The sequence below is a fragment of the Phytopseudomonas argentinensis genome, assembly GCF_900113905.1.
In the GTDB taxonomy this organism is placed as follows: domain Bacteria; phylum Pseudomonadota; class Gammaproteobacteria; order Pseudomonadales; family Pseudomonadaceae; genus Aquipseudomonas; species Aquipseudomonas argentinensis.
Genome location: NZ_FORC01000001.1, coordinates 1,394,862 through 1,418,515, shown reverse-complemented (window position 1 = coordinate 1,418,515; position 23,654 = coordinate 1,394,862). Strand labels below are relative to the sequence as shown.

Genomic DNA, 23,654 nt, shown 5'->3' with positions numbered 1-23,654 from the left:
GCGCTTGCTGGGCATCTGTACGGACGGCGCGTGCCCGCAAGCTTTCGCGGGCATGGCCGTTCCCACATTGGGGCGCGGAAGGCTGCTAACACCTCCTGAAGACAGGCGCCAATCAGGGCTTGCTGCTATCCGGGGCATTACGCCGGCCTTCCTCCACCACCCAGTCCATCAACTGGCGCGAAAGCTGGTCGTTGGCTGCGCCGAATGCCTTCACCACCGACGCCACCGCGGCATCGCCGGCAATCTGCCGAACCTCGAAACGCCGGCTGGCAAGGATGCGCTGGTTGCCGGCCTGCACCAGGCGGGCGTCGAGCAGGATGTGCACTTCCGGCCGTCCGTTGCGGTATTCGCTCTGGAAGGCGCGCAGGTCGCTGCTCAGCTCAAGGTCGGCCTGCAGGCGGCTGTCGTCGCTGCTGACGGCACCGACGTGACCGTCATCGAGAAAGGCCGCGATCAGCCGGTCGCGAAACAGTGCCGGCGCGCGATCGCTCCAGCGTGCGCCCTGGTAGGCGCTGATGCGGTCGCCTTGCGGCAGTACGGCGATGCGCGGGCTGTCCAGCAGCTGGCTGCTCTGCGGGCGATTGACCCGCAGTGACCAACTTTCCCGCGGCGCCTCGGCCGCGCGCACCGGCAGGTTGCTGGGCAGCAGGTACACGTCGAGCGCCTCGCCCGTGGGCAGGATCGAGCAGGCGCTGAGCAGGCCGGTCAGCAACAGGGCACCGGCAGTGGCGATTGCTTTCATGGTTGGAACTCCTTGATGCTGTCGCTGCGCAGCAGATAGCCGGCCGGGTCCTCTTCCAGGCGCCGCGAGAAGGAACGCAGCGAACCCAGGGTGTCTCGCAGCTCGTTGATCGCCGGACCCAGCTCGCCGATACCCTGCATGCCCCCGTCGAGGGCGGCGCGGTTGTCCTGCAGCAGCTGTTCGATGTTGCTGCTGCTGCGCTCCAGCGAAGCGGCCAGGCGCTCGGCGCTTTCCAGGGTGTTCTGCGCCGGGCCGCTGAACAGCTTGTTGGCGTTGTTCATCAGGGCGCTGGCCTCGCGCCCCGCGGCGGACATTTGCGCCAGCGCTTCGCGCAGTTCCTCGCGTTGTTCGGAAACGCTGGCGGTGATCTCCTCCAGGTTGCGCAGGGTCTTGGCGATGTTCTCGGTGTTCTCGCGGGAAAACATGGCATTGGCCCGATCGAGCAGGCGGGTCACGCTGATCATCAGGTCCTCGCCGTTGGCCATCAGTCGCGACAAGGGCGAGCGGTCGGCGACGATCACCGGCGTGTGGCCATCGCGGGCCTTCAGGGCCGGGCTTTCGGGCGAGCCGCCGTGCAGCTGGATCACCGCGCCGCCGGTGATGTTGGTGATGGTCAGGCGCGCGCGGGTGTCTTCCTTGATCGGCGTGGTGCCCGTGATGCGGATATTGGCGTGCACCTTGCGCGGGTCCTGCGGATCCAGGGTCAGGCTGGTGACGTCGCCGACGCGAATGCCGCTGTACTGCACCGCGCTGCCCTGGGACAGGCCGCTGACCGCTTCGGTGAAGATCACTTCGTAGTAGTTGAACTGCTTGTCGGCGCTGGACTTACCCAGCCACAGGGCGAACACCAGAATGGCGCTGACGATCGCCACCGTGAACATGCCGATCAAGACGTGATGGGCGCGTGGTTCCATTCAGCTAATCCTCGCTGCAGCCTGTTCGGCCGCGCGTCCGCGCGGGCCATGGAAATAATCCTGTATCCAGGGATCGTCGGTGGCGGCGACCACGTCCAGCGTGTCTGCCACCAGCACCCGCTTCTGCGAGAGCACGGCCACGCGGTCGCACAGGGTGTAGAGCGTGTCCAGGTCGTGGGTGACCAGAAACACGCTGAGCCCGAGGGCGTCGCGCAGGGTTCGAATCAGCTGGTCGAAGGCCGCCGCGCCAATCGGGTCGAGGCCTGCGGTCGGTTCGTCGAGAAACAGGATGTCCGGCTCCAGCGCCAGGGCGCGAGCCAGGGCGGCGCGCTTGACCATGCCGCCGGACAGTTCGGTCGGATACTTGTCGCCGGCGTGGCCCGGCAGGCCGACCAGCGCCACCTTGGATTCGGCCAGGTGCTCGGCCTGTGCGCGATTGAGGCCGGCGTGTTCGATAAGGGGCAGGGCGATGTTCTCCAGCACGGTGAGCGACGAGAACAGCGCACCGCGCTGATAGAGCACGCCGAAGCGCCGCTCCAGCTCGGAGCGCCGCCCGGTAGGCAGCGTCAGCAGATCCTCGCCGAACACCCGCACCGTACCGGCGTTGGGCTGGCGCAGGCCGACGATGGTGCGCAGCAGCACCGACTTGCCGGTACCCGAGCCACCCACCACGCCGAGCACTTCGCCGCGGTACAGATCCAGGTCCAGGTGCTGGTGCACCACCTGCGGGCCGAATTGATTGGTCAGGTCGCGTACCTGGATTATAGCTTCGCCACTCACCAGCCCATCTCCATCAAGAACAGTGCGGCCACGGCATCGACCACGATGACCACGAAGATCGACTGCACCACGCTCGAGGTGGTGCGCTCGCCCACCGACTGAGCGCTGCCGGTGACCTTGAAGCCTTCCAGGCAGCCGATCACGGCGATCAAAAAGGCGAAGATCGGCGCCTTGCCCATGCCGACCAGAAAATGATTGAGCGGGATATTTTCCTGCAGCAGGTACAGGAACATCGACGGCGAGATATCCAGGGTAATCAGGCACACCATGGCGCCGCCGAGCATGCCGCAGACCATGGCGACGAAGGTCAGCAACGGCAGGGCGATCAGCATGGCGAACACCCGCGGCAGCACCAGCAACTCCATGGGGTTGAGGCCCAGGGTGCGGATCGCGTCGATTTCCTCGTTGGCCTTCATCGAGCCGATCTGCGCGGTGAAGGCGCTAGCAGTGCGGCCGGCCATGAGGATGGCGGTGAGCAGCACGCCGAACTCGCGCAGAAAGGAGAATGCCACCAGGTCGACGGTGTAGATGGTCGCGCCGAAATCCCTGAGGATTGTCGCGCCGAGAAAGGCCACCACGGCGCCGACCAGAAAGGTCAGCAGGGCGACGATGGGCACGGCATTGAGGCCGATCTGCTCGAGGTGCGCCGCCAGGGAGGTCAAGCGCCAGCGACGTGGATTGAGCAGGATCAGCAGCATGGCGCTGAGGGTCATGCCGACGAAGCCCAGCAGGCCAACCGCCTTGTGCCAGACGCCTTCGACCACCTCGCCGATATGCCCGAAGAACTCGCGCCAGCTGGAGCGGCGCGGGTGCTCGACTAGCTGCTGATCCTGCAGCATGGCCGTGGCAACGGTGTGCAGCAGGGCACGACGCTCATCGCTGAGCGCGCCGTCGGGCAACAGCGCGATCAGCCGCTGGGCGCCGAGCAACTCGACCAGCAGGCTCGCCCCGGCGGTGTCCAGGGCATTCAGGGCGCTGAGGTCGGCGCGGCCCGAGCCGGCGAGCGTCGCCTTGGCCTTGTCGACCTGATCGAGCAGCGCGCTGTAATGGGCGAGCGTCCAGTCGCCTCCCACCTGCAGCGTGTCGGCGTTGTCAGCTGGCGGGGTGATGTAGGGGGAATGGGTCATGGTCGACAGCTTAACGCTCGAGTCTCGGGCTGGAACAGTCGTTAATGGGGCCGGTGCTTTACCGATTGATTCGCTGGCAGGGAAAGGCGGCCCTGATCGGCGCTGAGTAATCGACTCGCTCGTGACGGCAGCGGTTCGGATAAATCGTTACAGGCGATGAATTGCATCGGAATAGCTCAGTGGCGCTGGCGCTTCGGCTTGCCTAGCATGTGGCGGTTCCCATCTCTCGAGAGTTTGCCATGCATATCGATGAAGCCATCCGCAGCCGCCGCGCCGTAAAGGGTTACGACGCCGGTTTCACCTTGAGCAGCGAAGAAAAGAACGAATTACTGCGGTTGGCGCTGCTCGCGCCTACGGCCTTCAATCTGCAGCACGTACGCCTGGTAGAGGTCAGCGACCCGGCCCTGCGCCAGCAGATCCGCGAAGTCGGCTGGGGCCAGGCGCAGATGACCGATGCCTCGATGCTGGTGGTGGTCTGTGCCCAGCTCGACAGTTGGGAAAAGAACGTCAACCGGGTGTGGGACGGCGCACCGGTCGAGGTACAGCAGTTCATGGCTGGCGCCATCGACAAGTACTACCGCGACAAGCCACAGGTGCAGCGCGATGAAACCATGCGCAGCTGCGGCCTTGTGGCGCAGACCCTGATGCTCGCTGCTCGTGGCAAGGGCCTGGACTCCTGCCCCATGGACGGCTTCGACTTCGATGCCGTGGCCAGGCTGATCAACCTGCCGGAAAACCACGTGATCGGCCTGATGGTCGCCGTCGGCAAGAAGGCCATCGAGCCTAAGCCACGAATCGGCAAACTGCCCTTTGACGAAGTGGTGATCCGCAATCGTTTCTGATCATCCAGGCGTTGCCCGTGCTGGTGGTCTCGCTCCAGTGACGGCAATCAGCAGGAACCTAGTCTCGATCCGCCGCCTCCAAGCCAGTAGACCCGTCAAAAGCGAGGAATACCATGCAAGTTCATGTGAACAGCAACCATATCGAAGGCAGTGCGCGTCTCCAGGAATGGGTGAGCGCATCGGTGGCGGATCGGCTGGAGCGTTATGAGGAGTTCCTCTCGCGGGTAGAAGTGCACGTCAGCGACGAAAACGGCGGCAAGGGCGGCGCCGATGACAAGCGGTGCCAGATCGAGGCCCGCCCCAAGGGGCATCAGCCGCTTTCGGTGACCCACAAGGCCGAGTCGCTGGAGCAAGCTATCGAAGGGGCTGCCGAGAAGATGCGCCATGCCCTTGAGCACCTGGTTGGCAAGCTGGAAAGCAAGCCGGTCGCTACTGGGCATCTGGAGCAGCAACTCGAAGGCGACGAGGTGGACGAAAGTGCCGATGCCCTGCTGCAGGAAGAGTTTCTGCAGCGCCAGGAGGCGCTTGGCAAGGATTGACCGCCTAGGCGCCCGCTCTAGCGGGTGGGCGCTTCAGTGACCAATTTTGCAGAAAAAAACCGGCCCCCGTGTACTGTCGCCTGTTGCGATAGCACACGGGGGCCGGTTCGTTTTTAAGCCACCAGGCTGCGGCTGATAAAGTCCGGAGATTCGGTCTGGCGATAAGTAGAGATCGCCTCGGCTGCCAGTCGCGGATTGACCTGGGTGGGAGTCGCCGCCGGTGGTGCGAGTTCGCTCTGCACCCGCTGCCTGGCAAGGCTCTCGGTCGATAGCGGGTTGAGTGCGTCCTGGCGTTGCTCACGCAAGGCCTCGAGACGCTCCTCACGTTGTAGCTCGTCAAGGGCACGGGCTGCTTCCTGGCGTTCCTGCCGTACTTGCAAGGCTCGCTCTTCTTCCTCTTCCTGTTGAGCAATCCGCGCTTCGCGCGCTTCACGTAGCTGATCCTGGCGCTGCTGATCCACCCGCCGCCGCTCCAGCAGCTGTTCCTGCAGGTCGCTCAGGCGCTGCGCTGGCGGCGTTACGCGCTCAAGGGCATTGGTTTGCAGCCCGCCGTTGATATTGCCCACTGGCCGATAGCTGTACTGGCCGATATTCATGCCGTCGATTGAAAGGGGCATGAGTCACCTCCGTCTTTCGCTTCGATGAATGGAGTCTAAGTCGAGCAGGCAGCAAGCTTTAGGCAGATATTTCATAAGCCCAAGAACAGGATGGACTAGCACTTTTCCTGCAGGCAATTGTCGCCTTCGGTGGCGATCTTCGCGATTGCGTTTGAAAGGCGCGCGGCTACTGGGTTGTGCAGTGATCCAAGATCAGCTCGCCCGCTGGCACCTCGAGTGCTCATCGAGCGGACGGCCTAACACGGCTTGCCAGCTAATCGACGAACGGCCATGACCTTGCGCTTTTTCGGGCAGATATGGGCTCAGGGCCTACTATGAACAGAGGTCTTGTCGGAATGCTGCTGCGATCCATGGGTGATGGGGCAAGGCCTTTCGCGCCATACCGCGCCGCATGAAAAGAGGAAAGCGCCATGCAGCCGTTCAGTTTTGCTACAGCCGCCCATCTCATCTGCGAACCCGGGGCCGTTCAGCGGCTGGTGCCGTTATGCCAGGCCTGGGGCGCCCGCTCCGTGGTGCTGGTGACCGATGCCGGCATTGCCCGGCAGGACTTTCTCACAGAGGTGCGCAGCGCCTTTGCCAATGGCGGTGTGGCGCTGCACGTGTTCGACGGCGTGGTCGCTGGCGCGCCGGAAAACGTGATTGATGAGGCCGCGCAGTTCGCCACCGACGTTCAGGCCAATCTGGTGATCGGCTTTGGTGGCGGCAGCTCAATGGATGTGGCCAAGCTGGTCGCGCAGCTGGCGCACCCCGATTGTCAGCAGACGCTGAGTGACCTCTACGGTATCGACAAGGCGTCTGGACAGCGCCTGCCGCTGATTCAGGTGCCGACCACGGCCGGCAGCGGGTCCGAGGTGACGCCGATCGCCGTGGTGACCACCAAGCATGCCACCCGTGTCGCCGTGGTGTCGGCGCGCCTGCTGCCGGATCTGGCACTGCTCGATGCCGAACTCACCCTGCACTTACCGTCATCGATTACCGCCGCTTGCGGCATGTTGGCCATGGGGCATGCTGTAGAGGCCTATACCGGAGCGCGGCGCAAGAATCCGCTTTCCGACATGCTGGCCCGTGAGGCCCTGCGCCTGCTGGGTGCCAGCCTGGACGAGGCGGTCAGCAACGGCGCCAATCGTGAGGCTCGCCAGGCCATGCTATTGGGCGCCTGCCTGGCGGGGCAGGCTTATGCCAATGCGCCCCTGGCCGCGGTGCACGCCCTCGCTTATCCGTTGGGCGGGCATTGCCAGGTGCCCCATGGAGTCAGCACGGCGGTGCTGTTGCCCCATGTACTGGGTTTCAACGCCTCGGTGGCGGCGCCGCTCTACGAGGAGTTGGCGCCCTTGCTGCTGGGCGAGCGCCTGCGCGATGGTGATGCGACTGATCGCACCGAGCAGTTCATCATCGAACTGGCAGACCTTAGCGAGCGCAATGGCCTGCCAGGGCGTCTGCGTGATCTGAGCGTCGAGCAGGCGCTGTTGCCGCGCCTGGCCGCTGACGCCATGCTGCACGAGCGCCTGCTGGTCAACAATCCGCGGGAGATGACCCAGGCCCATGCGCTGGCCATTTATCAGGTTGCCTATTGATCAAATCGCCAGGTTGTCACTGACGCGGGAGGTCGGCAACATGCCGGCTTCCTTCTTCTGCAAGGTGTCGTTCCCATGCAACAGCCGCAGCACCTGCGCGAGCACTATCGGCATTTCCAGGCGATCACCACGCGCTGGCATGACAACGACCTATATGGCCACGTCAACAACGTTACCTACTACAGCTATTTCGACACGGCGGTGAATAGCTATCTCATCGAATTCGGCGGCCTGGATATTCAGGGCGGGGCGATAGTGGGGTTCGTGGTGAGCTCGAGTTGCGACTATTTCGAGTCCATTGCCTTTCCCGAGTGCATAGAGGTCGGCCTGCGTGTCGGCAAACTCGGCAACAGCTCGGTGCAGTACGACCTGGCGGTATTCCGCGAAGGGCAGATGCAAGCCTGTGCAGCGGGGCGCTTCGTGCACGTTTTCGTGGAGCGTGAGAGCAACCGACCGGTGGCGATTCCCCAGGCGTTGCGCCAGGCCATGGAGGGGTTGCTGGTGCGTTGAACGAGCAAGGGCGCTGCGGCGCCCTTGCTCGTGGAATGGATGATCAGCGGTGACGATGTTTGTGATGACGTTTATGGTGCTTCTTGCCATGGCGATGGCCGTCGTCACGATAGCGTGATTCATGGCGGTTGCTGTCCGCCACCTCATTGGCCAGCGCCCCACCGGCCGCGCCGCCCAGGCCGGCACCGATGGTGGAGCCGGTGCCGCCGCCGAACTGATTGCCCAATACCGAGCCGCCGGCCGCGCCCAGGCCGCCACCCAGGGCCGCCTCGGTCTTGTTGCGTGAGCTGATGGCACCACCCGCTGCGCCACCCAGGCCGGCGCCGATGGCGGCACCCGTGCTGCCGCCCAGGTGTTGGCCGACTATATTGCCCAGCGCGCCGCCCACCCCGCTGCCAATGGCAGTCTTGGTGGTGTCGGCATAGGCCAGGGGAGAAACCATTGCACTGAAGGCCAGTGCGGTAAGGAATGTACGCATCGCGCAACCCTCGAAAATGACCCTTGCGGGCGTAGCCCATGGCGAGGCCATGGTTCTAGCGGTCAACCGCGCAAGGCGGTGACATCACTTAGAGGAGCAGGAGGGGCAAAATTCCCGGCAGGGAATTTAAAGATACATGAATGAATGTATCAATATGTGTATAGGGGCGGATTTCTGCTGCTCAGGTTGCCCCCGCGAGGCCTAGAACAGTGACCTTGAGGCCTTGATCGAGAACCAGCCTTCGCACTCGGTGTTGTGGCCGGAGTAGGCCGAGCAGGCATCGCCGCTGAGGCTCGAGTCCGAGTAAGAGAAGTCGAAATCGATGCCCTTCCAAGGCCGCGAAAGGCTCAGCGACCAGTCGTTGAAGGAGCTGACCTGACCACCGCCGGAGATGTTCTTGGGGGTTTCGAGCAGGTGATTGCCGTAACGCACGATCACGGCCATCCCAAGCAGCTTTACCCGCCCCAGGTCAGCGAGCACGGTGCTGTTGAATCGATTTGGATCGTTGCTGAAGGAAAATCCGAAACGGCGCGCGTCGTAGGTCAGGCCGGCATAGACGTCCTGACTGTCGAGGTGGGTGTAGCCCGGATGGCTGTAGCGAATGGTGCCAACCTCGTAGCCCAGCGAGTCGACGAACTGCTGGCGATAGCCGACGTAGCTGTTTAGCTCCATGCGGCTGCCCGGGCTGATCCCCAGGTTGGGCGACCATTGCCCCAGATACCAGCCACTTGGGTGGCTCAGGTCGAGTCCGCCGTGAAAGGCACCGCCGCTCTGGGGCTTGACCAGCCCCTGTGCCATGCTGCGACTTGGCGTGGTGCCCAGATTGAGTTCGTAATCACCCAGCTCGCGTTCCATGATCGCCGCCTGGGCATTGATGCCCAGCAGCGCCGCCCCAAGCAGGACGGCAGATGAAAACCGCATGGTATTCCCTCCCGTTGCAGGCCAAGACTTCAGTGCCAGGCGGCGTGGTAGGGGCCTGGGCAGTCAGTGGCACGGTTGTCGCTCGTTTGGCAGAACCCGAAGGGCCACATCGTGGCTTGGGCTGAAACTACGCGCTACGTTCGAGCGCTTGGCAGGTACGTTAACCGAGGTAGGTAACGGCAAGGGGACATCAGAGGGGATTTTCGGCGATAAGTGCCGCAGTTTCCGACGAACTGCAGGCTGCTGCAGCAGATGCGGGGTGGTACTCCGCCTCGTGCCTGCGGCACCGAGGCGCAGAGCCAGTAGTTGGTCGTAGAGCCGTTCACGATACTTCTGAGGCGTAACCAACGTGCCACCTGCGTAAGCAGCAGCTGATCTACGACCTATGGGAGCGGGCCAGGCCTGCGATTCGCGTATATGGGCTCGGCACTTCCGTGTGCTCCTACAATGGATCGAACAGCCTTGTGACCGTCGATCCGTAGGCGTTGCGCTCCCAGCCGCAAGGATCGTGAACAGGCTTTACAGGATGCGCGCGGTTTCCTGGGCAGCGTGCAGGCGGATGGCCACGAACTTCGAGGTCGGCGTGTGGCTGCCAATACCAACGCTCTGCAGCGGTACCAGCGGGTTGGCTTCCGGATAGTAGGCGGCAGCCTGACCGGCCGGAATGTCAAAGGCCAACAGCGTAAAGCCCACCACCTTGCGCTCGACGCCGTCGTCCCACAGCGAGGTGATATCCACCTTCTGGCCCGGCTTGTAACCCAGGCGGGTGATATCGGCTTCGTTGACGAACAGCACGTCGCGCTGGCCACGAACGCCACGGTAGCGGTCGTCGAGGCCGTAGATGGTGGTGTTGTACTGGTCGTGGGAGCGCATGGTTTGCAGGATCAGATCCGGTGTCTGGCCACTGTTGCGCACTTGCGGTGGCAGCAGGTCGGCAAGCAGGGCATTGGACTTGAAATTGGCCTTGCCGGTGGTGGTTTTCCACTGGCGCGCGCCCGCCGAGTTGCCCAGGTAGAAACCGCCCGGGTGCTGCACGCGGGTGTTGAAGTCCAGGAAGCCCGGGATGGTGTCGGCGATCAGCTCACGAATGCGGCTGTAGTCGGCGATCATTGCATCCCAGTCGACCGGGTGATTACCCAGGGTCGCCTTGGCGATGCCGGCGACGATGGCCGGCTCCGAACGCATCTGCTTGGACAGCGGCTCCAGTTGGCCATTGGAGGCGTGGATCATGCTGAACGAGTCTTCCACGGTGATCGCTTGCGGACCGGTGGCCTGAATGTCGATATCGGTACGGCCCAGGCACGGCAGGATCAGCGCGTCCTTGCCGGTGGTCAGGTGGCTGCGGTTGAGCTTGGTGCTGATCTGCACGGTCAGGTCGCAGTTCTGCAGGGCCTGGTGGGTGCGCGGGCTGTCCGGTGTGGCCTGGGCGAAGTTGCCGCCCAGGGCAATGAACACCTTGGCTTGGCCGTCCACCATGGCATTGATCGCTTCCACGGTGTTGTGGCCGTTATCGCGCGGCACCTTGAACTGGAAGCGCTTCTCGAGGTTGTCGAGCAGCACCACCGGCGGGCGGTCGTTGATGCCCATGGTGCGGTCACCCTGCACGTTACTGTGGCCACGTACCGGGCACAGGCCGGCGCCGGGGCGGCCAAGGTTGCCGCGCAGCAGCTGCAGGTTGACGATCTCCTGGATGGTGGCGACCGAGTGCACGTGCTGGGTGATACCCATCGCCCAGCACATGATGACTTTCTCGGCGCGGCGGTACATCAGCGCGGCCTGTTCGATTTCCTCGAGGCTCAGGCCGGACTGCTCGACCAACGACTCCCAGGTGGTGGCGTCGAGCACGGCAAGGTAGGCGTCGACACCGTCGGTGTGCTCGGCGATGAAGGCATGGTCGAAGACCGGCTTGTCGCCCTTGGCGACCGCCTCGCGCTCCCACTGCAGCAGGAACTTGGCGATGCCGCGCAGCGCCGCCATGTCGCCGCCCAAGGCCGGGCGGAAGAACGCGGTGTTGAGGGGCTCGGAGCCGTTGGTAAGCATTTCCAGCGCGTGTTGTGGATGCTGGAAGCGCTCCAGGCCACGCTCCTTGAGCGGGTTGAAGGCGACCACCTGGGCGCCTCGCTTGACCGCCTCACGCAGCGGCTCGAGCATGCGCGGGTGGTTGGTACCCGGGTTCTGGCCGAGCACGAAGATGGCATCGGCGTGTTCGAAGTCATCGAAGGTCACGCTGCCCTTGCCGATACCCACGCTCTGGATCAGCGCGACGCCGCTGGCCTCGTGGCACATGTTCGAGCAATCGGGGAAGTTGTTGGTGCCGAATGCGCGCACGAACAGCTGATAAAGAAACGCTGCTTCGTTGCTGGCGCGGCCCGAGGTGTAGAACTCGGCCTGGTTGGGGCTCTCGAGGTTCTTCAGGTGCTTGGCGATCAGACTGAAGGCGTCGTCCCAGGAAGTCGGCACGTAACGGTCGGTGGCCGAGTCGTAGCGCATCGGCTCGGTCAGGCGGCCCTGGTACTCGAGCCAGTAGTCGCTCTGCTCGCGCAGCTGGCTGACGCTGTACTTGGCGAAGAACTTGGCGTCGACACGGCGCTTGGTGGCTTCCCAGTTGACCGCCTTGGCGCCGTTTTCGCAAAACTTGATGCGGCCATCTTCCGGCGAGTCGCCCCACGCGCAACCCGGGCAGTCGAAGCCGCCGTTCTGGTTGGTCTTGAGCAGTGCACGCAGGTTCTTGAACGGCTGTTTGCTGTCCAGCCAGAACTGGGTGACGCTGATCAGCGCACCCCAACCGGCGGCAGCGCCTTTGTAGGGTTTGTAACGCGGGTTAACGGGTTGCAGGCTCATGGCTGTTCTTCTCTTGCAGGCGGTGCGGGGCTATAGACCCGCGGCGCGCTGTGGTGGGGCAAATGGATCAGGTTGAGGTTGTGTCGGCGCGCCCATTGCACGGTCAAGGCGGTTGGGGCCGAGAGGCTGACCAGGTTGCCGATGCCGGCCCTGACCGCCTTGTGAATCAGTTCCAGACTGCAGCGGCTGGTAACCACCGCAAAACCCTGGCGCACCTCGTGCTTATCGCGCAGCAGGGCGCCGATCAGCTTGTCCAGCGCGTTGTGCCGGCCGATGTCTTCTCGGCAGGCGCGGATCTCGCCACTGGCGTCCACGTACAGTGCTGCGTGCAGCGCACCGCTGCGGCGGGCCAGATCCTGCACGGCGGCGATACGCTCGCGCAGGTCGAGCAGATGCGCAGCATTGGGCAGCTCGGCCTTTTCCAGGGTCGCCAGCTGGGGCAATGCCTGGTCTAGCGCCTCTACGCCACACAGCCCGCAGCCACTGGTGCCGGCCAGCTGCCGACGCTGCTGTTTCATCGCCCAGAACGCCCGGCTGCTGATCTCGACCTCGGCGCTGATGGCAGGGCCGAGATGGTGCAGGCGAATGTCATAAATATCGTTGATGGAATCGACGACAGCGCTGCTCAGGCTGAAGCCGGCAATGAAATCCTCCACCGCTGTCGGCGACACCATCATCACTGCATGGCTGATGCCGTTGTAGCTGATGGCCAGCGCACTCTCCTGGGCCAGAACGGCCGAGCCCGCAACTGCAGGGCTGCCCAGTTCGGTATAGGCGTAACCCTCCGCCTGGGGGGGGGCGGGCGCGGTATGGCTGGAATCGGTGGACATCTCGGCTGACCGGGGCACGGCAAGCTCCCCTGCGACGGATTGACACAGAGAAGCCTAGGCGTTTGCCAGGCAAGCGTCTAATCGCTGTTGCCGATACCTTGATCGACGGTGTTTATCATTGATGCGTGAAAGGCTCTGTGTCGGGGCCTCAATACAATTCCAGGCTCAGCTTATGGCCTGTAAATGCTGGAGTAGCCTGCCCAGGATCTGGGCATTGAGCGCGTCTATGTCGATGATCTGATAGCCCGCCCAGGATTGCTGGCCAGTTGCGCCTTCGCGGCTCCACAGGCAGTCGGCGGTGAACTGCAGATCGTCCACGCCTTGCAGCTCTGTGTTGCATGTCAGGCGACATTCCACCAGCGTATCGGCGGCCTGCGGCAGGGCGCTGCACAGCATGAAGCCTTCGCTGGACAGATCGGCGACGCGTCCCAGATAGCGCTTGCTATGTTGCTCATATAGCTCGAGCAGCGAGGCCGCCTGATAACGAGGGTGTTGGCGACGTTCATCCATGGGCGGCTCTCAGGTGGTTCGTCCGGTCAACTGCTGGAGAACACGGTAGACGGCGTTCAAGGCGCGGTCGACCATCGGCGCCGATCGATCAGGTTTGCTACGACGTGCGGTACCCAGCTGCATTTCTTCGAGCAGTTGGTCCGCCGATTTGACTGCCGCGCGCTGGCCGTTACGGTCGACGAACATGTAGTTGTGAGTGGTGGGGCTGTACCAGGACAACTTGAGCGTTTGCCGCTTGCCGCCCAGCAAAAAGTCGAACCAGGTGCCGAACTCGAGATTCTCCAGTTCGCGAACCAGATTCTGATCGGCCGGCTGGTGCGGGCGGCTTCTTCGCGAAGTCGCGAGAAGCGCCGCCTCGTCGTCGAGCATTGCACCCAGTGAATTGCGGCTTGGTGGCAGGCTCAGCTTGAAGGCGAGATGTGGTTGCCCAGCCTGCACGGCATGCTGGCAGGCCACCAAGTCCTGCAGCAGCCGGCGGATATCGCTTTCGTGATAGCCGCCGAGCAGCATCAGGCCATTGCGCAGTTCGTCGAGCATGGCGACGCGCAGGCGTTGCAGCCGGTCACGCTGGGCGGCATCGAGCAGCGTGCCGCTCCAGGCCAGTTGATCGGCTGTTTCGCACGCGCCCCGCCATTGCTCGCTCGCCGCGCCATGGCGCAGCTGGATGAACACCAGTACGTCGATCCAGGTGCGCTCGAGGAATTGCCGGATGATTGGCGGTGGCGCGCGCTTGGCCAGCGCCTGGGCAATCGCCTGCGCGGCGCTGTGGCGGGCGGCCATGAGCTTGTCGCGGCCTTTTGCGGTTTCCACGGCACGGCGCTCCTGCAGTTCCACCCGCTGCTTTATTCCATGTACGAATTCATCGAATTCGCCAAGCAGCGCTTCGAACAGGCGCAGGTCGCCGTTGAATTGTTGCACCACCTGGCGAACCACCCAGCGCACCTTGTTCAGCAATCCATGGCTATCATCCTGAGCGCCATATAGCGTGCCGGCCTGGGACATGGCGTCGATCAGTCTGCGCGCCGGATGCTGAGCTTGCTTGAACAGCGCACGATCGAGCAGGGCCACTTTCAGGCAGGGGGTGTGCAGGTGAGAGAGGGCGACCTTATAGGGTTGCGGCAGGCTGTCGTCATCAAGGATGAAATCGAAGAGCATGCCCACCAGGTCGATGACATCGGTGTCATGGTTGCCTACCCGGTATTGCTGGGGTGCATCGCTATGGCTGGCCAGTTGCTGGTTAAGGTCGGTCTTCAGGTCGTTGACCTGTAACGGGCGATCCGGATGCTGCGCCAGTTCGACAGCGGATGCGTGCTGCAGGCGATTGAGGGCGGCCAGCAGCTCACCGGCTTCATAGGTACGCCTGGCGCCCTGCGGCGCAAAACTGGCCATGCTGGGGCTGCCAGGCAGATCGATGGCATGTTGCTGCTTGCGGTACTCGGCCAACAGCCTGTCGAGACCTTCGGCCAGTTGGTCGGCATCCGCGGGAGGGTTTGCAGGCAGGTCGAGTGCCGGCGGCCCCGGGCGGCGGTCTGCCGTTGTGTTGGCGGCCGGCGTCGCGGGTTCGGGGCTACGCGTCGGTACGAACTTGAGGTTGGGCAGTACACCTGCGTCGATCAGGCGCTGGTTCAGGGCGTCGTAGAGGGCGTCCAGCCCCTGCATCAGTTGCTTGTCGAACAGGCCGTAGAGCACCAGCTTGATGCGCAGCGGTAACTCGCTTGGCTTCAAGGCCGTCAGCAAGGCGTGGGCAATGTGGTTGGGCGAAAGTGGATTGGCTTGCGGCGCTAAAGGCTGACCGTTATTGAGCAGCGCCAGGCGTTTGTCCAGCGCGAACAAGGCCTGCGCGCAGCGCGTCTGCACCCGGTGAGCCATATTGGTCACCTGGAGCATTTCTTCGTAATCCTCGTTTTCAATCAGCGCCAGATCCTCGGCGTGCAACTCGGTGGGTGCAGCCTTGGCGACCAGCTTGCCGTCGAGAAAATCACTGATGCCCTGTGAGATGCACTGGTGGTAGAGGCGTTCGATCTGCGGCCTTAGCTTGCGCATGTGACGCATGCTGTCGAAGAACATGGCCTGAACCTGATTGTTCTCCGCTTGCTCGGCGCATTGGAAGAGGGTGTCGTCGACCTGGGCGAAGGTGCGGGCCAGGTGGTCCGCCAGATGATTGAGCACCAGCTTGCGGCAGCTTTGACCCAACGCGTTGAAGCGCGGCTGGATGCCTCTGCTCGCCAGGGTGCTGGGCGAGCGGGTGGAGGACGGCGGCGTGCCCGGAGTAGTCATCTTTGATCCTGATTGCGGCCCGATGCGCTGCGTCTGGCTGTGCAGGTATGCCTCGAAGGTAATGCAAATGGCTACCCGTTCGCAAAGCATTGTCATAAAAGCAATTTAGGGGGTTGACAGCGGTTCGCGAAACCGTAAAATGGCGCGCCTCTGCAGCGGCAACGCAAACAGAGAAAAGAAAGAAAATAGTTCCGCGATAGCTCAGTCGGTAGAGCAAATGACTGTTAATCATTGGGTCCCTGGTTCGAGTCCAGGTCGCGGAGCCAATCTTTCCTCGGGGTGTAGCGCAGTCCGGTAGCGCGCCTGCTTTGGGAGCAGGATGTCAGGAGTTCGAATCCCCTCACCCCGACCATATTTGGGTCGTTAGCTCAGTTGGTAGAGCAGTTGGCTTTTAACCAATTGGTCGTAGGTTCGAATCCTACACGACCCACCATTTCAAGCACTGCTTGAGTAAAGAACCCGCCTAACGGCGGGTTTTTTGCTTTCTGGTTCCTGGTCAGCACGGCCCGCTCCTGCCGGCATCGCGGCAGGAACGGTGGATTTCACCTAAGCGACCTGACCCATAGTATGACCTGCGGGGATCGGTCGTAGGATGGGTGAAACCCATCAACTACCTGTTCGGCGCCCTGTGGAATCAGTGCAGCTTCAGGCGCGGGTCGGTACTGCGGCCAATGCGGTCGCTGAGCATCAGCAGCAGCGTGCGGAAGGGGCCGTACAGCGCCATCTGGTGCATGCGATACAGCGAGACGTAGAACATCCGCGCCAACCAGCCCTCCAGCTTCACACTGCCCATCAGGTTGCCCATCAGATTGCCGACGGCGCTGAAGCTCGACAGCGAGATCAGCGAGCCGTAATCCTTATAGGTGTAGCTCGGCAGTGGCTGGTTCTGCAGGCGCAGGGCGAGCGATTTGACCAGCAACGAAGCCTGCTGGTGTGCGGCCTGGGCGCGCGGTGGCACGTTACGCTCGCTGCCGTCACCCATCGGGCAGGCCGCGCAGTCGCCAAAGGCAAAGATGTTTTCGTCGCGCGTGGTCTGCAGCGTACTGGTGACGACCAACTGGTTGATGCGGTTGCTTTCCAGGCCGTCCAGCTCCTTGAGAAAGGCCGGCGCGCGAATGCCGGCCGCCCAGACCTTGAGGCTGGCGGGAATGGTTTCGCCGTTGGCCAGCACCAGCCCCTCGGCGGTGACCTCTTTCACCGCCGCGCCGGTCATGACGTTCACGCCGAGTTTTTCCAAAGTCCTGTGCACGGGCGCGCTGATGCGCTCCGGCAGGGCAGGCAGCACTCGCGGCCCGGCTTCGACCAGGCTGATGCGCATGTTCTCCGGGCGAATGCGGTCCAGGCCGTAGGCCGCCAGTTCCCGCGCGGCGTGGTGCAGCTCGGCAGCCAGCTCGACCCCAGTGGCGCCGGCACCGACGATGGCGACGCTGATCTGGTCATTGTCACCGTTGCCTGCGTGGGCGCGCAGGTAGTGACTGAGCAGCTTGCGATGGAAGCGCTCGGCCTGCTCCCGGGTGTCGAGGAAGATGCAGTGGTTGGCCGCGCCTTCGGTACCGAAATCGTTGGTGGTGCTGCCTACCGCGATCACCAGCGTGTCGTAGGGCAGTTCGCGGGCGGGCACCAGTTCGCGGTTCTCTTCGTCCAGGGTGGCGGCCAACTGAATGGTCTTGCGTTCGCGATCCAGCCCGCTCATGCGGCCGAGCTGGAATTCGAAGTGGTTCCATTTCGCCTGGGCCACGTAATTCAGCTCGTTCTCCGTGGAGTTCAGCGAGCCGGCGGCTACTTCGTGGAGCAGCGGCTTCCAGATATGGGTGAGGTTGGCGTCGGCGAGGGTGATGTGCGCCTTGCCGCGCTTGCCGAGTTTCTGGCCCAGGCGGGTAGCCAACTCCAGGCCGCCGGCGCCGCCGCCGACAATAACGATTCGATGGGTCATGGTGAGTCTCACAAGGCTAGGAAATCGGTGGCGAGTCCGGGCGAGCGAGGCTCCAGCGCCGGGCGACTCATGTGCCAATACGCGCAGGCTGGTGCCTGCGCGTCAGAAATCGTGTCGTGCTGCATCGAGGCTGCGTGCGTTGCGTCAACTCATCGACAGAAAGCCTGCCGCCTGGGTTCAATTCCTCCGCGACGCGTCCGCGCATTCTAACAGTGTGGCGCGCACCGGGAGCGAGGGCGTGGCTATTGCAGCTGCTCCAGCGGCTCGACCTCGAGCGAGTCGCCCAGGCGGATGATTCCGCTGTGAATCACCCGCGCGGTAATCCCGCCATGGCCTCGAACGGCCTGGAACGTGCCCAGGCCCAGGCGCTGTTCGAGCTTGGCACAGGGCTGGCACCAGCCGGTGGTTTCCAGGATCGCCTGTCCGATGCGGAAGCGCCGGCCCTTGAGGCTGAACAGATTGATGCCGCTGACGGCGATATTGCGCCTGAGATCCTCGGGCTTTATCCCATGCGCGGGGTCGCGGCCAAGCAGGGCGCTGACCACGGCCAGGTGCTCCCACTGGATCAGCGTGACCTGGCGGGCATTGCGCGGGCCGGGGCGAGCATGGTCGCCGGTCAGGCCTGCTTCGCGGCGGGCCTCGACCGCATCGAGAATCAGCATGTCGCCAAGCCTTTCAGGTCGCACGCCGATCCAGCGCACTTGGCCGCGTTGCGGCACGGCGGCGATCAATGCCTGGAAAGGGCTGGCCGGGTAGGTGTCAGGCCTCAAGGCGTGGTTCCGCCGTCACCGGGGACAAGGAACTGTGGCTCAGTGCCGGCTGGGCGGCAGGTCGTCGGAGAACAGATCGTCCTCCAGCGGATTGCCCGGGATCGCATGTTCTTCCGAGGCCCAGGCACCCAGGTCGATCAGCTTGCAGCGCTCGGAGCAGAATGGGCGGCTCGGGCTCTGCGGGCCCCATTCCACGGGCGCTGCACAGGTTGGGCAGGCGACGAGAGTAGGTGTGGTCATGGTTGGCCTCCGTTCAAGGTCAGGTAAAAGGCATGCAGGCGTTCGACCTCCTGTTTGACCCAGGCCAGGTCGCGGTCGTTTACCAGTACGTCGTCGGCATGGCTCAGGCGGGCCGCGCGGGTGGCCTGGGCGGCCATGATCGCGTGCACCTGTTCGGCAGACAACCGATCACGCTGCATGGTGCGCTCGATCTGCAGCTGCTCGGGCACATCGACCACCAGGATGCGCTGCGCCAGCTTGTACTGGCCGGACTCGATCAGCAACGGCGAGACCGTGATGGCGTAGGGCGACTTGGCATTGGCCAGAAACTGCGCGGTTTCCGCGGCGATCAGCGGATGCAGCAGTCCCTCCAGCCAGCTGCGTTCTGCAGGCGATTGGAAGATCAGTTCGCGCAGTGCTGGGCGGTTCAAATGCCCGTCTGCTTGCAGGACCTGATCGCCGAAGTGCTCGGCTATCGCTGCCAGTGCCGGGCGACCTGGCTCGACGACCCAGCGAGCGGCCTGGTCCGAGTCGATCACGTCGACGCCCAGTGCGGCGAATTGCGCGGCCACGGCACTTTTGCCACTGCCGATACCGCCGGTAAGCCCGAGCGTCCAGGGTTTCATGGTGAGCTGCCCCTCAAAAAATCAGGGGCGGATTGTAAGGGAGTCGGGCGTATGTGGCGAATCAGGGCGACCGTAGACAGGATTAAGCGTCAGGGCCATTGGGCGTGTCAGTTGAAACCCGCGAAGCGCAGATAACCTTCGGTAATCTGCTTGCCCCAGAGCAGCGCGATAAATCCGGCAATGGCCAGGTACGGGCCAAAAGGAATCGGTGTGCTGGTTCTGGCGTCACGCAGGCGCAGCATGATAACCCCGAGCACGGCGCCGACCACCGAAGACAGCAGAATGGTCAGCGGCAGAATCTGCCAGCCGCCCCAGGCGCCAAGCATCGCCAGCAGCTTGAAGTCGCCATAACCCATGCCTTCCTTGCCGGTCACCAGCTTGAACAGCCAGAACACCGACCACAGGCTCAGGTAGCCCGCCACAGCGCCCCATAGAGCATCTTCCAGGCTGGTAAACAGCCCGAAGTTGTTGGCGATCAACCCCAGCCACAGCAGCGGGAGCACCAGCGAGTCTGGCAGCAACTGGTGATCGGCATCGATCAGGCTCATCGCCAGGAGGCCCCAGGCCAGCACCAGCATGCCCGCCGCTTGCCAGCCGAAGCCGAAATGCCAGGCGATATAGGCCGAGATAAGGCCGCAGCTCAGCTCGACCAGTGGATAGCGCAGGCTGATCTTCGCCTGGCAGCCAGAGCACTTTCCGCGCAGGAAGAGATAGCTGATGACCGGGATGTTTTCCCAAGGGCGGATTTCATGCTGGCAATGGGGGCAGCTGGAGTGGGGGAGTACCAGGTTGTAGGTTTCACCAGCAGGCTCGGCTGGTAGCTCAAGCACTTCACGCGCTTGAGTGCGCCAGTCGCGCAGCATCATCTTTGGCAAGCGGTGAATGACTACGTTGAGGAAGCTGCCAACCAGCAGGCCGATGATCAGCACGCAGAAAACAAAGGCCGGCGTATTGCCGGCCAGAAAGTCGATGATGGTCATGGGTCAGACGACGGAGCCCAGTTGGAAGATCGGCAGGTACATGGCGATGATCAGGCCGCCGACCAATACGCCCAATACGGACATGATCAACGGCTCCATCAGCGCGGTCAGGCCGTCTACCGCGTTATCCACTTCGGCCTCGTAATAGCTGGCTACCTTGTCGAGCATGGAGTCCAGTGCACCGGATTCCTCACCAATCGCCGTCATTTGCACGGCCATGGCCGGGAAGGCATTGGTCGAGCGCATGGAAAAGTTCAGCTGCATACCGCTAGTGACATCCTGTTTGACCTTGGCGACGGCATTGCGGAACACCACGTTACCGGTCGCGCCGGCCACCGAGTCCAGAGCCTCGACCAGCGGCACGCCGGCGGCGAAGGTTGTCGATAGCGTGCGCGCATAGCGGGCAACGGCCGCCTTGTAAACGATATTGCCGACGATAGGGGTCTTGAGAATGGTGCGATCCAGCGTATCCCGGAACTTCTCCGAGCGCTGTTTGGCCTGTATGAAGGCGTAGCCCGCACAGATCAGGGCAATAAGGAAAATGAACCACCACTCTTGCAGCCCTTCGGATATACCAATAACAAAGAGTGTAAATGCAGGCAGTTCGGCGCCGAATCCAGCAAAAACCTCTTTGAACTGCGGCACCACTTTTATAAGCAAAATACAAGAGACAATGATCGCGACCGCAATGACGGCAATCGGATAATTCATGGCTTTCTTGATCTTGGCTTTGAGTGCCTCGGTTTTTTCTTTATAGGTGGCGACCCGGTCAAGCAGGCTCTCCAGTGCGCCGGATTGCTCACCTGCATCAACCAAGTTGCAGAACAGGTCGTCGAAATACTGGGGTTTGGTACGCAGCGCGGCAGCAAAGCTGTTACCTGCTGCCACGTGCTGTTTGAGCTCGTCCACCAGCTTACGCATGGCAGGCTTTTCCACACCGTCGGCGATGATATCGAAGGACTGCAGTAGCGGCACGCCAGCCTTCATCATGGTGGCCATCTGGCGCGCGAACAGGGCGATATCCAGCGGTTTGATCTTCTTGCCCGTGCCGCCCAGGCTCATGCCTTTCTTGCGGACCTTGGTCGGGTTGATACCTTGCTTGCGCAACTGCGCCTTGACCAGCGCCGGATTCTGGCCGTTTAGCTCGCCTTTGACGATGCTGCCCTTGCGATCCTTGCCTTCCCAGACGAAGGTGCTGGTCTTGGGCGCTTTTGCTGCTGCTGCCATGGTTAATCCTTGGTCACGCGGTTGACTTCCTCAAGGCTGGTCACGCCTTGCATGGCCTTCACAAGGGCCGAGGTGCGCAGGTCGTTAAAGCCGTCTTTGCGCATTTGCGCGGCAATATCGATCGAGTTGCCTTCCTCCATGATAATCCGCTGCAGGCTCGGCGTGTTTTTAACCACTTCATAAATACCGACACGACCTTTATAACCGTTCTTGCAGTTTTCGCAGCCAACCGGGCCATAAATCTTAAAGCTACCGATCTTGTCTTCCGGGAAACCTTCCTCCAGCAGCACCTCGCGTGGCACATCCGCTTCCTTCTTGCAGGAGACGCACAATTTGCGCGCCAAGCGCTGGGCAATGATCAGGTTCACCGAGGTGGCGATGTTGAAAGAAGGCACGCCCATATTGCGCAAGCGGGTGAGGGTCTCCGCGGCGCTGTTGGTGTGCAGGGTCGACATCACCATATGTCCGGTCTGCGCGGCTTTGATGGCGATGGATGCCGTATCCAGGTCACGAATCTCACCAACCATGATGATGTCCGGATCCTGGCGCAGGAATGCACGCAACGCCTGGGTAAAGTCCATGCCCTGCTTGGGGTTGACGTTGACCTGGTTGATGCCTTCCAGGTTGATTTCTACCGGGTCTTCGGCCGTGGAGATATTCACATCCGGGGTGTTGAGGATGTTTAGGCCGGTATACAGGGATACGGTCTTGCCCGAGCCGGTCGGGCCTGTGACCAGAATCATGCCCTGAGGCTGTTTGAGCGCATTGAGATACAGCTCCTTCTGGCTCTCCTCATAGCCCAGAGCATCGATCCCCATTTGCGCACTTGAAGAGTCGAGAATCCGCATCACGATCTTCTCACCCCACAGGGTGGGCAAGGTGTTGACGCGGAAGTCGATGGATTTGCTCTTGGAAATCTTCATCTTGATACGGCCGTCCTGCGGCTTGCGCCGCTCGGAAATATCCAGACCGGCCATGACCTTCAGGCGCGCAGAGATACGGGGTGCCAGCTGAATCGGCGGACGCGCCGTCTCGTGCAGGATGCCGTCGGTACGAAAACGCACACGGTATGTCCGCTCGTAGGGTTCGAAATGAAGGTCAGAGGATCCACCCTTGATGGCGTCGAGCAGCATCTTGTTGACGAAGCGCACCACTGGGGCGTCATCGGCATCCTGGCCGCCCTCCGGCTTCTTGTCATCGTCGACGCTCTCGGTTTCCAGCCCGTCCAAATCCACATCGCCTAAGTCCTCCAGCCCGCTATGGCCGGTATCGAAGAACTTCTCGATGGCGTCGCCCAGCTTGTCGTCCTCGACTAGCAGCGCCTCGGTAGAAAGGCCGGTGCTGAATTGAATATCGGTAACAACCTGGTGGTTGGAAGGGTCGGAGATGCCAATAAACAGCTTGTTGCCCCGGCGCCACAAGGGCAGGGCGCGGTGCTGGCGCACCAGCTTTTCGCTGACCAGGTCTTTCGGCTGGCTTTCCTTGTCCAGGGCGTTGAGGTCGAAATAAGCGATGCCGAACTGATCCGCCGTCAGCTCCGCTAGGGCGCGGCTTTTCACCAGCTTGTTTTGAGCCAGATAATGAACAAGAGAGAGCTTGTTGCGTTTGGCTTGCACCTGCGCCTGTTGAGCGGCCTTTTCGTCCAGCAGCTCAGCCAGTACCACCTGCTTGGCCAGGCCGGAAAGGGGAATGTTCTCGCTCATGGGCACCTCAGCATCAATAGATGGGTGCGTTATAGCGTAGATGTCAGGGGCTGCCAAATTGCCAATGCCAAGGTGACGCAAAGTGTCACAAGGTGCGCATCAATGCGTTTGGCGTAATGGCCATGGCGTCGCCGGGAGTGGTGACTATGTGAGGGCGTTGGCAGTAATTATGGCCAGCCGCCGGCGTTCAAGACTTGGCACGGCTTCTGCTATGTCATCGTCAGGCTTGTCTGCCTGATACTTAATGACTGGAGAGTTACATGAAAGCTCAAATGCAAAAGGGTTTTACCCTGATTGAATTGATGATCGTTGTTGCGATCATCGGTATTTTGGCTGCCATTGCGCTGCCTGCCTACCAGGATTACACCAAGCGTTCTCACGTTTCCGAAGGCTTGAGCCTCGCTGGTGGTGCCAAGGCTTCCGTATCCGAGTTTTTGTCCAGCAACAATCGTTATCCTGCTAACAATACCTCCGCTGGGCTGGCTACCAATACATCCATCACAGGCAATGCTGTTACTAGCGTTACTGTTGCGAATGGCCTTATCACTATCGCGTTTAATGATAAGGTATCCAGTGGCGCTACCTTGGCGCTGAGCCCAACTACTAATGCTGGCGGTATTCGCTGGAAGTGCAAGCCAGGCGCCACCACTCCGATCGATACAAAGTTCATTCCTTCGAACTGCCGATAATATCG

General features: G+C 62.3%; 23 protein-coding genes and 3 tRNA genes. 8 read left to right on the top strand and 18 right to left on the bottom strand.

Annotated features, from left to right (window positions below; translation table 11 throughout):
- Positions 1-112: 112 nt before the first annotated feature.
- Genes BM154_RS06445 through BM154_RS06430 form a run of 4 tightly spaced genes read right to left on the bottom strand, consistent with a single transcriptional unit; the run spans position 113 to position 3,563 of the window.
- Entirely contained in the window at positions 113-742 is a 630-nt protein-coding gene (locus BM154_RS06445; protein WP_074881516.1) for an ABC-type transport auxiliary lipoprotein family protein, read from the bottom strand.
- Positions 739-1,656, bottom strand: coding sequence for an MlaD family protein (locus BM154_RS06440; protein ID WP_074881515.1), 918 nt, complete (start codon positions 1,654-1,656; stop codon positions 739-741). The genes BM154_RS06445 and BM154_RS06440 overlap by 4 nt, the downstream gene beginning before the upstream one ends.
- Positions 1,657-2,436: an ABC transporter ATP-binding protein gene (locus tag BM154_RS06435; protein WP_074881514.1), complete on the bottom strand. Its 780-nt coding sequence runs from the start codon at positions 2,434-2,436 to the stop codon at positions 1,657-1,659. It abuts the gene before it with no gap.
- Positions 2,433-3,563 carry an ABC transporter permease gene (locus BM154_RS06430; RefSeq protein WP_074881513.1) on the bottom strand — a complete coding sequence of 377 codons (1,131 nt, stop codon included), beginning with the start codon at positions 3,561-3,563 and terminating at the stop codon, positions 2,433-2,435. The genes BM154_RS06435 and BM154_RS06430 overlap by 4 nt, the downstream gene beginning before the upstream one ends.
- A 239-nt stretch (positions 3,564-3,802) precedes the next feature.
- Here BM154_RS06430 and BM154_RS06425 point away from each other — a divergent pair, with 239 nt between their 5' ends.
- Positions 3,803-4,405 carry a nitroreductase family protein gene (locus BM154_RS06425; protein WP_074881512.1) on the top strand — a complete coding sequence of 201 codons (603 nt, stop codon included), beginning with the start codon at positions 3,803-3,805 and terminating at the stop codon, positions 4,403-4,405.
- A 113-nt stretch (positions 4,406-4,518) separates the two neighbouring features.
- A complete protein-coding gene (locus BM154_RS06420) occupies positions 4,519-4,944 on the top strand; it encodes an HPF/RaiA family ribosome-associated protein (protein ID WP_074881511.1) in 426 nt (141 codons plus the stop codon).
- A gap of 113 nt (positions 4,945-5,057) precedes the next feature.
- Here BM154_RS06420 and BM154_RS06415 read toward each other — a convergent pair whose 3' ends face one another.
- Positions 5,058-5,561 carry a hypothetical protein gene (locus BM154_RS06415; protein ID WP_074881510.1) on the bottom strand — a complete coding sequence of 168 codons (504 nt, stop codon included), beginning with the start codon at positions 5,559-5,561 and terminating at the stop codon, positions 5,058-5,060.
- A gap of 410 nt (positions 5,562-5,971) precedes the next feature.
- Here BM154_RS06415 and BM154_RS06410 point away from each other — a divergent pair, with 410 nt between their 5' ends.
- Together BM154_RS06410 and BM154_RS06405 are read left to right on the top strand one after the other, a co-directional pair.
- Positions 5,972-7,135 (top strand): iron-containing alcohol dehydrogenase, encoded by a 1,164-nt coding sequence (locus tag BM154_RS06410; protein ID WP_074881509.1) that lies wholly within the window; start codon positions 5,972-5,974, stop codon positions 7,133-7,135.
- Between the two features lie 75 nt (positions 7,136-7,210).
- Entirely contained in the window at positions 7,211-7,645 is a 435-nt protein-coding gene (locus BM154_RS06405) for an acyl-CoA thioesterase (RefSeq protein ID WP_074881508.1), read from the top strand.
- 43 nt (positions 7,646-7,688) lie between these two features.
- Here the strand turns inward: BM154_RS06405 and BM154_RS06400 are convergent, their stop codons facing one another.
- From BM154_RS06400 to BM154_RS06375, 6 genes are all read right to left on the bottom strand, one after another.
- Complete coding sequence (locus BM154_RS06400) at positions 7,689-8,123, bottom strand: glycine zipper domain-containing protein (RefSeq protein WP_074881507.1); 435 nt, start codon at positions 8,121-8,123, stop codon at positions 7,689-7,691.
- Between the two features lie 201 nt (positions 8,124-8,324).
- A complete protein-coding gene (locus BM154_RS06395) occupies positions 8,325-9,044 on the bottom strand; it encodes a TorF family putative porin (protein ID WP_074881506.1) in 720 nt (239 codons plus the stop codon).
- A 519-nt stretch (positions 9,045-9,563) separates the two neighbouring features.
- Entirely contained in the window at positions 9,564-11,885 is a 2,322-nt protein-coding gene (locus BM154_RS06390; RefSeq protein WP_074881505.1) for an FdhF/YdeP family oxidoreductase, read from the bottom strand.
- Positions 11,882-12,715: a formate dehydrogenase accessory sulfurtransferase FdhD gene (gene fdhD, locus BM154_RS06385; RefSeq protein WP_074881504.1), complete on the bottom strand. Its 834-nt coding sequence runs from the start codon at positions 12,713-12,715 to the stop codon at positions 11,882-11,884. Before fdhD ends, BM154_RS06390 begins: the two co-directional genes overlap by 4 nt.
- Positions 12,716-12,880: 165 nt before the next feature.
- Positions 12,881-13,225, bottom strand: a complete 345-nt coding sequence (locus BM154_RS06380) for a PilZ domain-containing protein (protein WP_074881503.1) — start codon at positions 13,223-13,225, stop codon at positions 12,881-12,883.
- A 9-nt stretch (positions 13,226-13,234) separates the two neighbouring features.
- The gene (locus BM154_RS06375; RefSeq protein WP_074881502.1) at positions 13,235-15,502 is read right to left on the bottom strand and encodes a DUF1631 domain-containing protein; all 2,268 of its coding nucleotides are present in this window, start codon (positions 15,500-15,502) and stop codon (positions 13,235-13,237) included.
- A 190-nt stretch (positions 15,503-15,692) separates the two neighbouring features.
- Here BM154_RS06375 and BM154_RS06370 point away from each other — a divergent pair.
- The 3 genes from BM154_RS06370 (at position 15,693) to BM154_RS06360 (ending at position 15,935) form a co-directional block, all read left to right on the top strand.
- Positions 15,693-15,768 (top strand) — tRNA-Asn (locus BM154_RS06370).
- A gap of 9 nt (positions 15,769-15,777) precedes the next feature.
- Positions 15,778-15,854, top strand: a tRNA-Pro gene (locus BM154_RS06365).
- A 5-nt stretch (positions 15,855-15,859) separates the two neighbouring features.
- Positions 15,860-15,935: transfer RNA gene (locus tag BM154_RS06360), tRNA-Lys, on the top strand.
- A 201-nt stretch (positions 15,936-16,136) separates the two neighbouring features.
- Here the strand turns inward: BM154_RS06360 and BM154_RS06355 are convergent.
- The 7 genes from BM154_RS06355 to pilB all read right to left on the bottom strand — a co-directional run bounded on the left by BM154_RS06355 (position 16,137) and on the right by pilB (position 22,960).
- The gene (locus BM154_RS06355) at positions 16,137-17,435 is read right to left on the bottom strand and encodes an NAD(P)/FAD-dependent oxidoreductase (RefSeq protein ID WP_074881501.1); all 1,299 of its coding nucleotides are present in this window, start codon (positions 17,433-17,435) and stop codon (positions 16,137-16,139) included.
- 242 nt (positions 17,436-17,677) lie between these two features.
- Entirely contained in the window at positions 17,678-18,205 is a 528-nt protein-coding gene (locus BM154_RS06350; protein WP_074881500.1) for an MOSC domain-containing protein, read from the bottom strand.
- 39 nt (positions 18,206-18,244) lie between these two features.
- Entirely contained in the window at positions 18,245-18,445 is a 201-nt protein-coding gene (gene yacG / locus BM154_RS06345) for a DNA gyrase inhibitor YacG (RefSeq protein WP_070884463.1), read from the bottom strand.
- Positions 18,442-19,050, bottom strand: a complete 609-nt coding sequence (coaE, locus tag BM154_RS06340; RefSeq protein ID WP_074881499.1) for a dephospho-CoA kinase — start codon at positions 19,048-19,050, stop codon at positions 18,442-18,444. Before coaE ends, yacG begins: the two co-directional genes overlap by 4 nt.
- A 107-nt stretch (positions 19,051-19,157) precedes the next feature.
- Entirely contained in the window at positions 19,158-20,030 is an 873-nt protein-coding gene (locus tag BM154_RS06335; RefSeq protein ID WP_074881498.1) for a prepilin peptidase, read from the bottom strand.
- A gap of 3 nt (positions 20,031-20,033) precedes the next feature.
- Entirely contained in the window at positions 20,034-21,257 is a 1,224-nt protein-coding gene (locus tag BM154_RS06330; RefSeq protein WP_074881497.1) for a type II secretion system F family protein, read from the bottom strand.
- 2 nt (positions 21,258-21,259) lie between these two features.
- The gene (gene pilB / locus BM154_RS06325) at positions 21,260-22,960 is read right to left on the bottom strand and encodes a type IV-A pilus assembly ATPase PilB (protein ID WP_074881496.1); all 1,701 of its coding nucleotides are present in this window, start codon (positions 22,958-22,960) and stop codon (positions 21,260-21,262) included.
- A 260-nt stretch (positions 22,961-23,220) separates the two neighbouring features.
- On the opposite strand from pilB, the gene BM154_RS06320 reads away from it, so the two are divergent.
- A complete protein-coding gene (locus tag BM154_RS06320) occupies positions 23,221-23,649 on the top strand; it encodes a pilin (RefSeq protein WP_074881495.1) in 429 nt (142 codons plus the stop codon).
- The last annotated feature ends 5 nt before the right edge of the window (positions 23,650-23,654 follow it).

What these genes read in the sequence shown, in the direction of transcription:
- BM154_RS06395 (WP_074881506.1), bottom strand. Translation starts at nt 9,044, where the DNA reads ATGCGGTTTTCATCTGCCGTCCTGCTTGGGGCGGCGCTGCTGGGCATC.
- BM154_RS06380 (WP_074881503.1), bottom strand. Translation starts at nt 13,225, where the DNA reads ATGGATGAACGTCGCCAACACCCTCGTTATCAGGCGGCCTCGCTGCTC.
- BM154_RS06425 (WP_074881512.1), top strand. Translation starts at nt 3,803, where the DNA reads ATGCATATCGATGAAGCCATCCGCAGCCGCCGCGCCGTAAAGGGTTAC.
- BM154_RS06445 (WP_074881516.1), bottom strand. Translation starts at nt 742, where the DNA reads ATGAAAGCAATCGCCACTGCCGGTGCCCTGTTGCTGACCGGCCTGCTC.
- coaE (WP_074881499.1), bottom strand. Translation starts at nt 19,050, where the DNA reads ATGAAACCCTGGACGCTCGGGCTTACCGGCGGTATCGGCAGTGGCAAA.
- BM154_RS06415 (WP_074881510.1), bottom strand. Translation starts at nt 5,561, where the DNA reads ATGCCCCTTTCAATCGACGGCATGAATATCGGCCAGTACAGCTATCGG.
- BM154_RS06375 (WP_074881502.1), bottom strand. Translation starts at nt 15,502, where the DNA reads ATGACTACTCCGGGCACGCCGCCGTCCTCCACCCGCTCGCCCAGCACC.
- BM154_RS06430 (WP_074881513.1), bottom strand. Translation starts at nt 3,563, where the DNA reads ATGACCCATTCCCCCTACATCACCCCGCCAGCTGACAACGCCGACACG.
- BM154_RS06390 (WP_074881505.1), bottom strand. Translation starts at nt 11,885, where the DNA reads ATGAGCCTGCAACCCGTTAACCCGCGTTACAAACCCTACAAAGGCGCT.
- BM154_RS06405 (WP_074881508.1), top strand. Translation starts at nt 7,211, where the DNA reads ATGCAACAGCCGCAGCACCTGCGCGAGCACTATCGGCATTTCCAGGCG.
- BM154_RS06330 (WP_074881497.1), bottom strand. Translation starts at nt 21,257, where the DNA reads ATGGCAGCAGCAGCAAAAGCGCCCAAGACCAGCACCTTCGTCTGGGAA.
- pilB (WP_074881496.1), bottom strand. Translation starts at nt 22,960, where the DNA reads ATGAGCGAGAACATTCCCCTTTCCGGCCTGGCCAAGCAGGTGGTACTG.
- BM154_RS06420 (WP_074881511.1), top strand. Translation starts at nt 4,519, where the DNA reads ATGCAAGTTCATGTGAACAGCAACCATATCGAAGGCAGTGCGCGTCTC.
- BM154_RS06320 (WP_074881495.1), top strand. Translation starts at nt 23,221, where the DNA reads ATGAAAGCTCAAATGCAAAAGGGTTTTACCCTGATTGAATTGATGATC.
- BM154_RS06335 (WP_074881498.1), bottom strand. Translation starts at nt 20,030, where the DNA reads ATGACCATCATCGACTTTCTGGCCGGCAATACGCCGGCCTTTGTTTTC.
- BM154_RS06440 (WP_074881515.1), bottom strand. Translation starts at nt 1,656, where the DNA reads ATGGAACCACGCGCCCATCACGTCTTGATCGGCATGTTCACGGTGGCG.
- fdhD (WP_074881504.1), bottom strand. Translation starts at nt 12,715, where the DNA reads ATGTCCACCGATTCCAGCCATACCGCGCCCGCCCCCCCCCAGGCGGAG.
- BM154_RS06400 (WP_074881507.1), bottom strand. Translation starts at nt 8,123, where the DNA reads ATGCGTACATTCCTTACCGCACTGGCCTTCAGTGCAATGGTTTCTCCC.
- yacG (WP_070884463.1), bottom strand. Translation starts at nt 18,445, where the DNA reads ATGACCACACCTACTCTCGTCGCCTGCCCAACCTGTGCAGCGCCCGTG.
- BM154_RS06410 (WP_074881509.1), top strand. Translation starts at nt 5,972, where the DNA reads ATGCAGCCGTTCAGTTTTGCTACAGCCGCCCATCTCATCTGCGAACCC.
- BM154_RS06355 (WP_074881501.1), bottom strand. Translation starts at nt 17,435, where the DNA reads ATGACCCATCGAATCGTTATTGTCGGCGGCGGCGCCGGCGGCCTGGAG.